The organism is Microbispora hainanensis, assembly GCF_006874475.1.
GTDB lineage: Bacteria > Actinomycetota > Actinomycetes > Streptosporangiales > Streptosporangiaceae > Microbispora > Microbispora hainanensis.
The window spans coordinates 1-1,496 of the sequence record NZ_VIRM01000135.1 but is presented as its reverse complement, the minus strand read 5'-3'; the positions used below and the strand labels follow the sequence as shown (position 1 = coordinate 1,496).

The 1,496-nt window shown below is 70.1% G+C and carries 1 protein-coding gene; it reads left to right on the top strand.

All coding sequences use genetic code 11. The features are described from left to right. Positions 1-246 precede the first annotated feature (246 nt). Positions 247-1,470 (top strand): IS110 family RNA-guided transposase, encoded by a 1,224-nt coding sequence (locus tag FLX08_RS39820; protein WP_142625420.1) that lies wholly within the window; start codon positions 247-249, stop codon positions 1,468-1,470. The last annotated feature ends 26 nt before the right edge of the window (positions 1,471-1,496 follow it).

Genomic DNA, 1,496 nt, shown 5'->3' with positions numbered 1-1,496 from the left:
CCTAATCAGATCTGGGAGCAAGCCATCCGGCAGACTCCTGGTGGTAGCCGCCGACAGGTGAGCACTCTGGTGTCCTGGACCTTGAGTCCTGACGAAAGACCGTGCCCCTGCTGGTCGGCCGGGAGAGTTGATCGCTGATGGGATGTCGTGCCCGCCGGGTCGGCGTGAGCACTGCTTGATTAGGTCGCTGATGGTTCTCCCGCTGGCTGCTGAACGTGAAGATCGGCATCGAGACCGGGAGGATCGTTGCGACTGTTCGTGGGCGATGACTGGGCCGAGGACCATCACGATGTGGAGGTGATGGACACCTCCGGCCGCCGGCTGGCCAAGGCCCGCCTGCCCGAGGGCGTGGCCGGGATGGCCCGGCTGCACGCGATCGTGGGCGAGCTGGCCGGAGACGACGCCGACGACGTCGAGGTACTGGTCGGCATCGAGACCGACCGCGGCCCGTGGGTGGCGGCGCTGGTCGCCGCCGGATACACCGTGCTGGCGGTCAACCCGCTGCAGGCCGCCCGCTTCCGCGACCGCCTCGGCGTCTCCGGCGCCAAGAGCGACGCCGGAGACGCGCACGTGCTGGCCGACATGGCCCGCACCCACGCCCACGAGCTGCGCCCCGTCGCCGGGGACACCCCGCAGGCCGAGGCGGTCAAGGTCGTGGCCCGCACCCACAAGACCCTGATCTGGGAGCGGACCCGCCACACCCAGCGGCTGCGGCACGCGTTGCGGGACTACTTCCCCGCTGCACTGGAGGCGTTCGAGGACCTGGACGCCGCCGATGCCCGGGAACTGCTGGCCAAGGCCCCCACCCCAGCGCAGGCCGCCCGGCTGACGATCGGGCAGATCAGCACCGCGCTCAAGCGGGCCCGCCGCAAGAACGTCGCCGACAAGGCCGCCGCGATCCAGACCGCCCTGCGCACCGAGCATCTGGGCCAACCTGAGGTCGTGACCGCCGCCTACGCCGCGTCCGTCCAGGCGCTGATCGCCGTCCTGGACGTACTCAACGCCCAGGTCAAGACCTTGCAGGGGCAGGTCGAGGCGCATTTTGGGCAGCACCCGGCCGCTGAGATCGTCCTGTCCCAGCCCGGGCTGGGACAGGTTCTCGGCGCCCGGGTGCTCGCAGAGTTCGGCGACGACCCCACCCGGTACGCCAGTGCCAAGGCCCGCAAGAACTACGCCGGGACCTCCCCAATCACCCGCGCGTCCGGCAAGAAGAAGGTCGCCCTGGCCCGGTTCGTGCACAACGACCGGCTCATCGACGCCCTGCTGACCCAGGCGTTCAGCGCCCTGCAGTGCTCGCCCGGCGCACGCGCCTACTACGACCGGCAGCGGGCCCGCGGTTGCGGTCACAACGCCGCCCTGCGCCAGCTCGCCAACCGCCTCGTGGGCATCCTGCACGGCTGCCTCAAGACCGGCACGCTCTACGACGAGGCGACCGCTTGGTCGCATCACGCGGAGTCGCTTGCGGCTTGACATCTAAGCTCCTGGGATGTCTTTCG